At 47.8% G+C, this 8,099-nt stretch carries 4 protein-coding genes; all 4 read right to left on the bottom strand.

The window, feature by feature from the left end; translation table 11 throughout:
• Position 1: 1 nt before the first annotated feature.
• Complete coding sequence (locus CX664_RS11840; RefSeq protein WP_101746936.1) at positions 2-499, bottom strand: hypothetical protein; 498 nt, start codon at positions 497-499, stop codon at positions 2-4.
• A gap of 48 nt (positions 500-547) precedes the next feature.
• A complete protein-coding gene (locus tag CX664_RS11835) occupies positions 548-787 on the bottom strand; it encodes a hypothetical protein (RefSeq protein ID WP_101746935.1) in 240 nt (79 codons plus the stop codon).
• A gap of 82 nt (positions 788-869) precedes the next feature.
• Entirely contained in the window at positions 870-7,418 is a 6,549-nt protein-coding gene (locus tag CX664_RS11830) for an RHS repeat-associated core domain-containing protein (protein WP_101746934.1), read from the bottom strand.
• Between the two features lie 85 nt (positions 7,419-7,503).
• Positions 7,504-8,049, bottom strand: a complete 546-nt coding sequence (locus tag CX664_RS11825; protein ID WP_180966477.1) for a type II secretion system protein N — start codon at positions 8,047-8,049, stop codon at positions 7,504-7,506.
• Between the last annotated feature and the right edge of the window lie 50 nt (positions 8,050-8,099).

Here is an 8,099-nt window from a genome sequence, read left to right as displayed (position 1 = left end):
GCTATGGATATTGTCGTGTAATCGTCGGGAATTGCTGCCAATCTTGATAATTGGTTTCTATACTAACGCAGCCAATAGCACAAAATTCAACAGATTGAAAAAAGCCTGTTATCTTGCCAGAAGAATAAACGTCACCCCCAATACTACCAATTGGGTTTAACATAACTCCTTTGTTATAGGTAACTTCATACCCCATATCACCATTCAAATTTGTCGTGAATTGAGCCGTTCCTCCTGCACCATAAGCACCTTCAAAGCCAGCCTTAACAGTTAAGTTTTCTTTTGCACTTGCTATAAAACCATCTACCACGTTGCCCACAGGTTGTGAAACATTCTTATCCCACCATTTAGGAAATTCTTTTCCTATGATTGTAAAAGGGTTTCTTTCAAATGTCCTTTTGCCCTCAGCATTAAACAAATGCGCCATAGCCGCAGTTCTCGCACCATTAGCAAACTTACCACCTGTCAACGCTGACGTTGTTCCACCAATGGTACTCAAAGGCCGAGGTTCCGGCTTCGGTATCGGAACCCTGAGTAACTTACAGAGTCACTTTTTCTCTAATGTCCAGAGAAGCACTTTTGGTGGGTAGCCGGTAAATGTGATTAGTCCAAAAATATATATCAATAACGTTGGAACTATAAACATAAGCAGAAAGCCAATACTTAATTCTTCATCCATGCCGTAAAGCAGGGCACTGGCTAAAGCTAACAAGCCTGAAAAAGTTATGAAGAAAGCTAATATTCTATAACCTGTGCTTATTTTTCGGACTTCTTCATGGATAGGCATGATCAAACCTCAATTGTAAAAATATTTCTTAAATTCGTTCTATTCTCCTTGCTCACTTTGAGCAAGGAGAATGATAAAAATCTTAATCAAATGACCTGAAAAAGCGATTTAATCCTGTTCTTATCATAGAGCCGCCGTAATTACCTGCTTCGTATGAGGCAGTAATCATTGCGGAGTTAAAGACTGTCGTCGCGCCTACTAAACGCAGCGTTCCAAAGTGGGAACCTAGGTGGGGAGCAGGGCCTTTCAATAGGTAATTCCCCATGCTATATCCCCCCCATTGTTTCGTCATAGCACCTCCAACTGCGAAGCTGACGATCTTTTTATCAGTCTCTGTTATAAAACTAACTGTCAAACTTGTTCTTTCAAAGTTGCTATTAGTTTGCTCTAAGAAACCTTGCCCTGGCCGTCCACCAGTAAATTGTACCATTCCCTCAACAAAACCATCTGAAAAGTCATCTTCCAAACCATTTACCACAGCATTGTAACGCCACTTGACTCCCTCCCAAAGGTCTACCCCCTTGTTAACAATCCTTTGACCGCCGCCTTCAGCATTAAACAAATGCGCCATAGCTGCAGTACGGGCTCCATTGCCAAACTTGCCTCCAGTCAGTTCGGAAACAGTCCCCCCAATAAATGCTGCTACAGCGGTCCTTCCTGCAACAGCTGAAGAGTTATGATTATTGTAATTAAAACCTACCGAACCCATAGCAAACTTGGTAAACCCTGCCGAAATAAAACCATGACCAAACTTACCACCTTGCAGTTCTGATATCACTCCGCCTGCCAAGGCATGACTTCCTGCCCAGGCCAACTGGGTTGAAAAACCAACATCAGAGAACTTTACAACTCCCCCTTTACTAAAGTGATTCCCGATACTCTGAAACGCCCAGGCCGATGCACCCGCTATCGCGGCTGATTTAAACGCCTGCCCCGAACTGGCTCCCATTGCTCGACCGAATTCATAGTTCCAGGCCGCTACACCTATTGGCCCACCAAAATAGCCGAAAACAATACTTCCAACCATATTTGTCAATTCAGGCCCAAACACTTTAGCAACTGTTCTTATGACACTTCGTACAATTTTTTTAGCTTTCTTTTTTATCCATTTAAAGAAATACCCACTTGGGTCCACCGCATTCAGCGGATTGTTCAGCACATAACTGTAACGGTTAAAACTCTGGGTATTGCCCACGGCCTGAATAAATGGATCCGCCTGCAGGAAGCGGCCCAGTTTGGCATCATACACCCGGCCATTCATGTGGATCAGGCCCACTTCATCCAGCTGTTCGTGCCCGGTAAAGCCTCGTGTCGTGTGCTGGGTATTGAACAGGCTGAGCTGTTCTTCCAGTAGCACCTGCCAGTCCGTAGGGTTGCGACGCTGACCAAAAGGATCAAAGCTCTGGCGCTGCAATATCGTCATGCTGTTGCCGTCCATAATGGTATGGACACTGCCCAGGTGATCCTTGAACAGCAGTTGCACACTGCTGATGGTGGTGCTGTCCGCTCTTGTGGTCTTGGTATCAATCACCACGCCGTTGATGTAGCGTTTGACTTCACGGTTTCCGCTGGGACGGGTGATAAATTCTACATTGCCCACATAGCGGGTCACTGTCGTGTCCCTGTTTTTATCGGTGTCCACCCGTTTGAAACGGCTGCGATTGATGTCGTACTGGAATTCCGTGGTATGCCCGTTTTTCTGAATCCGCACCGGTTTGTCAAAGGTGCTGTATTCCAGGGTCCGGCCATCGCCTGCCGTCATGTTGCCATTGGCATCGTACTGATAGCTGATGTCTCCGATGCTGGTGTGGGTCACCGCATGAACACCGGCACCATTCTGGCCATAGGTGTAGTTACCCACCCCGGTTTTGGCGGTGATGTTGCCAAGGCCATCGTAGGCATAGTGATCTGTTGTGTTGCCAACGGTGGATTGGGTCAGCCGGTTGAGCCCATCGTAACCGAAGGTTTCCGTGAGCGTTGTGCTGGTGCTCTTGTCGACGCGCCCGGAGAGGTTACCGATGCTATCCCACTGGTAGTTGAGGTCCTGTACATAGATACCCGCTGCACCCACGGTCTGGCGTTCCAGGAAGCCGGTTTTCGGGGTGTAATATTTGGTTTGTTGCAGGCCACCGATGGTTTGCACCGTCGCATTACCACGGGCATCCAGGGTGTTGACCCGGTACCATTCACGGTTACTGGTCAGGTCACGGATGGCTTCCATGTAGCCGTGTTCGTTATAAAGGTAGCGGATACCACTGCTGACACCTGCCGCATCGGTTTTCTGCAACACCCGCCCGACATTGTCGTAGGCTGTGGTTTGCAGGTACATTTCACCATCAAAGGTGCTACCAACACCGGTTGGACGACCGTAGGCATCATAACTATAGACCTGCCCGTAACCACTGAGGCTGTCACTGACTTCCGAGAGTGCCCCTTTAATATTCTGGTCGTAAGCCCAGGTGGTGTTGCCTTCGATGGTGCTGTCAGCCCGGCGGTCAATCCGGTTCAGCTTTCTGCCCAGCAGGTCATAGATGAACTCGACGGACTGGCCTTTGGCATCGGTTTGCCGGGTCAGCTGCCCGAGTACGTTGTAGGTATACTTCCACTGACCTTTATCCGCATCATCCATGGCCACCTTGCGGCCCATTTTGTCGTAGGTGATGGTGGTGATGGCACTGACGCCGGTGTCTTTCGCCGTTTGTCGGGTTTGGGTCAGGTTGCCCTGAATGTCGTATTTGTAGTCAATGGTGCTGCCCAGGTTGTCGGTCACCTTGATCAGCTGACCAAGACTGTTGCGCAACTCGGTGGTATTGTGCCCCTGTGCGTTGGTTTTGACCATGGAATAATCGTGGTAAGCGATGGTGTCGGAGTCGCCATTGGCATTAGTGACTTTCACCACCCGGCCAAGAACGTCGTACTCCGTGGTGTTCCAGTACACAGGATCACCGGCAAAGTACGGTTCACTGACCCGCACCGGGCGGCTCAGGTTGTCGTACTGACTGTCTGTATAAATATGCTGGCCATCAAAGCCCGTAGCTACCTTGCGGATGGTTCTGCCCAGAATGTCCTGAACCTCCCACGCTGGTGCACCGCCGAGAGGTTTGACTTCCACCACCAGTGCTCCGGAGGGTGGACAGGCCACCGGACCATTAACGCAGGTGTAATAAGCGTAATCCTTGCCAACACCGCTGGCGTGACGCTCCCCGGTTTTACGCCCCATGGTGTCGAAGGCGAAAGTGGTTTCAACACCGTTGATATCGGCAACCCGCAGAGGGCGCCCAAACGTATCCCGCTCCAGTACCTGCCGGGTGGTCTGGCCCAACGCATTGGTGGTGCTGTTCAGATAGAGACCATCGGCACTGTAAGTGTTGTTTGTGGTACGGGACGGTACGCCGCTGGCTGACAGGGTAGAAGTCAGCTGGTTACCCCAGGCATCGTAGGTATAGCTCGTCTGCGTTCGATAGAGCGGATCGTCTGGTTCGACAATCTCTTTGGTCAGCATGCCAGTCACCGGATGGTACTCGAAAGCCGAGGTACGTGTTTCGGAGTGACTCCCTTGAGTCGTAGTGACGCTGCTTCGGGTTAAACGGCCGAGGTGCCATTTGCTGGCATCGTTGGTGTACTGGCTTACCGTAGTTTTGGTGCTACTGATGCCACCGCCTTCCGTGGTCACCGACATATTCAGTACATTACCAAAGCCGTCTATCGTCTGTGTGGTGGTGACGGTGTTCAACAACGAGCCAGTGTGCAGGTCGTAGCCTTTTTCCATCGAGGACTTCAGCCAGGGCTGGTAAACCTTGCCGTTCTTTTTGCTGTCCCAGGTATTGGTGCTTTCAGACAGCAGTGCACCGGTAGCGGTTTTGACCACCGTAGACGACGGCATGCCAATGTAAGGAAAATCCTGCCGGTAGGTCGTTTCAGTCACCGAGCCTGTTTGCACATCCGTCGTAATCAGTTTGCCAAAGCCAAGATAGCCACGGCCACCCCCTTGAATCCTAGCTGCTTCGTATTGATAGCGAACAGAACTCTTTGAAGCATAATTAATAGCACTTTTACCTGCTGGTAAAGAAGGTGCACTACTGGACACTTGACTAACCACATAGGTTGAACCCAGCAGGTCAAACACCGGTGAGCCTTTACCCCAGCGTTGCTTGATGCCATTGGCACCTCGTTTGTAAACCGATTTATTGGTTAGAGGCTGGTAGGTTATGTCAGTTATCGCTCCCAGGCCACTGCGGATTCGGGTGATTTTATCTTGTGTGATCGTGCCGGATTTGGATAGTTGAATGTATAGGCTACTTCCTGTAGCTGCTCGAGACACCGACATCGGAGTTGCTGAAGCTGTCTCAGAAGATGAGAAAGATACAGACCTAATCATTTCACAGTGCCTGCCCCAACAATGAGGGCGCTCCCATTCAGGAGGACGTGGAGGAGGAGGTGGCGGCGGCAATGCTCCCCCAACATTGACAAAATCCCGAGCACCATCCCCATTGATATCTATAAAAAAGTTATTCTCTGATCCATAATATGTTGTAGGCATTGCGATAGGTGAGTTATAGCCCTGCCCATTCCAAATTTTGACATAGTGGCGATTATTACTGGCATAAAACAAATCTGTTATTCCATCACCGTTGTAGTCCAGAAAATTCAGGCTCTTGGTTATTGCTCTATTTGTTTTTAAGTTAAATCCCAGTTTTTGGGACCTAGAAAATCCTTTTCCAGTGTTCAAGCTAAAATATTGTCCATCCAACTTGTCCGGAAGGCTGTCACCATTTAAGTCGACCATGATAACATCTTCATCACTTACCGAAGCGTAATGGGTAAAACCATCTCCAGTCGATGCGTAAATATCCCAACCGAGTTCTCTTCTTTTTGTTTTTGAGTTGCTGCAAAACTCATGTTCAATACAAAGAGAATAGGACTTTATTAGATAGTCTACCTTTCCATCACCATTCACATCATAGCGGAACTTTTTACTGACCTCTGAAATGTAAGACTTCCAAATTTCAAGCCCTATACCATCTGGTGTATAAAGCCTAAATCTGTTTGTTACATTTTCTGGGGATGAGAATAAGAACGGATAAGATGAAGAACTGTTTTTATTTCTTTTAAGATAACGAACAGTAATAGTTTTTGTTTGAGTTGAAAAGGATCTGATCATGCAATGTCGGCCATTGCCACAGCCAGGGTTACTAAGCTCAGGGGGTAAAGGAGGTCTTGTGGGTGCCGTGACGTCAGTGATCAGTACTGGTTCAGGCTGTGCTGCATTGCCCGCTTTTGAGCCATCGGTGTGAATTATATCGACCATCCCATCACCATCGACATCTGCCAGGATGGAACCAGAAGCAGGAATACCTGTGTTAATGTGGGAACCTATGTAATCGACACCATCGGAGAGCCTGATCTTCCAAGTGCCATCTTTATAAAGTAGGTCATCCTTACCATCGAAATTAAAATCCAATAAGTTCCAATTCCCGCTATCATTTCCTATTCCTCTGAGGTGAAATAACTTACCTCTTTTCAGGGCCGTACCATCAGAAATGTAGTTGTACAAGTTATCCGAGGTAACAACGATCAGATCTTGTAGTCCATCGCCGTTAATATCCGCAGGCCTAGCGGTTTTGCTTCCTCCCGGTAAAGAGGCCGTTTTGACCGAATGAAAACCACTTTCCAATTTACCCCAATCAAAAATGGTTGCAGGAAAGCACTCTATGGCACTGCACTCTTGAATTTTGGTGAGCTGGCTGGCCCCGGTTTTTGCACCTGTTTGATAGCTAAGCTTATAATTCCGATACAGCTTTCCGCTGTTGCTAACGGTGATGCTGTTCAACCGCTTCGAGACACTGTTTTTATGCCCCGATGCATAAAAAACCTTTTTGTCTGGACGATTATCCGAGTAATTCAGTTTGGCTGTCCATTGATTACCAGCGTAGGTAACTTTATCCAGAATAAACTCACCCTTGGCATTATCTTCCAGATAAGCGAAGACAATACTGTTGTTATTGAGCTGCAAATTATCCTGAATCTTGTTAATCGCCCAAATCATTGGTGCAGAGCTACTCTGGCCCTCAATTCTGGAATTTGAGGAGTTCCCATATTCACGAACACTGCCATCCTTTCCCCAAACTTTAAAGTAAGTTGGAAATCCATTACTGTTGCCATAGGAGATAATTTTGTTGTGACTATCCAGTTCTGTTCGGTATTCAGCACCAGAGCTACCATAAGCCTGTCCACTCATTTGAATGAGTTTCTGCCCATCAAGACAGAACTGTGAGAGGGAGTTATTGGTATACCCCTCAACTTCAAGAGTCGGGCGGCAACGACTAATGGTAGAAAGCCCACCTAGACTCCAGCCTTGGCCAAGATGCCCATTGCCTCCCTGGCTATCATAATTTAATGACAACCCCGGTGTAAGGCCTGCTGTGCCTTTGGGCAAGTCAATCGGTATAGAGTAGGTGGCATTTCCGGATTCATTAACCCTAAATTCCCCTGGCGTAATACCAACGGCATCTGCCGCACTGGCTGTAGTTTGTACCGGTAAAAAGGCAGCAAAAGCCAATATTGCTGACTTGACCAATGACCGCCTTTTACAAACGTTTGTCAAGTTTGGCGGAAGCTGATTTATAATCATAACTGCATCCTGCAATGTTTATTATTGTTAAATTATTCATGCCTGCAATTGGACTCCCTATACAACCCCAAGCCTTGGTAAGTCATCACGCTTTCTTTGGTTTTAAACGGTCACGAAGCTGCTGTAGTCGTTCCTCAAGCTTTTGCCCCGACGATGGCCCATCAATGAGTGCTTCAGGTGTACTGGGTTCCAGCGGTAACGATACAGGTGCATCTGCTACTTCCAATCTGCGTGGGTCATTATGCAAAAGCAGCGTTTCAAATTGTCCGTTTCGCTTTATGGTTACCTGGTCTTGGGCAATTGATTCGATGTAAATGCCTGACGGCAGTGTATCTGCCTCACGGTATAAACCGGAGTCGGCCTCTGTAGAGATAACAACTGCAGACTGTTCAGGTTGGCCTGAGTAGTAAATAGCTTTCAGGCTCAGCGGTGCCGACGAGACCGGCAGCTCTCCTTGTACTGCTTGAACTGGAACAGGTGTGGGTTGAAATTGCCCAAAAAAATCCAGAGAGAAATCTTCCGTTTTGGTGGATTGCCATTCAGGTGAGGGTTGTAAGGGGTTGGCCGGTTCTACTTGAGAAAAATCAACCGCATTAACAACAGAATGAATTTGACCTGCGCTCAGAGCCAAATGCACCACCCCTATCAAGGCTAACAAGACAGCGATACTGCTAGCATTAA

The organism is Endozoicomonas acroporae (assembly GCF_002864045.1).
Taxonomy (GTDB): Bacteria; Pseudomonadota; Gammaproteobacteria; order Pseudomonadales; family Endozoicomonadaceae; genus Endozoicomonas; species Endozoicomonas acroporae.
Note: the sequence above shows the minus strand (reverse complement) of the source record. Positions and strands in the feature narration are given on the sequence as shown.

Bases quoted from the DNA above. Each gene is read 5' to 3' on its own strand.
- CX664_RS11830 (WP_101746934.1), bottom strand. From the start codon at position 7,418: ATGATTATAAATCAGCTTCCGCCAAACTTGACAAACGTTTGTAAAAGG.
- CX664_RS11835 (WP_101746935.1), bottom strand. From the start codon at position 787: ATGCCTATCCATGAAGAAGTCCGAAAAATAAGCACAGGTTATAGAATA.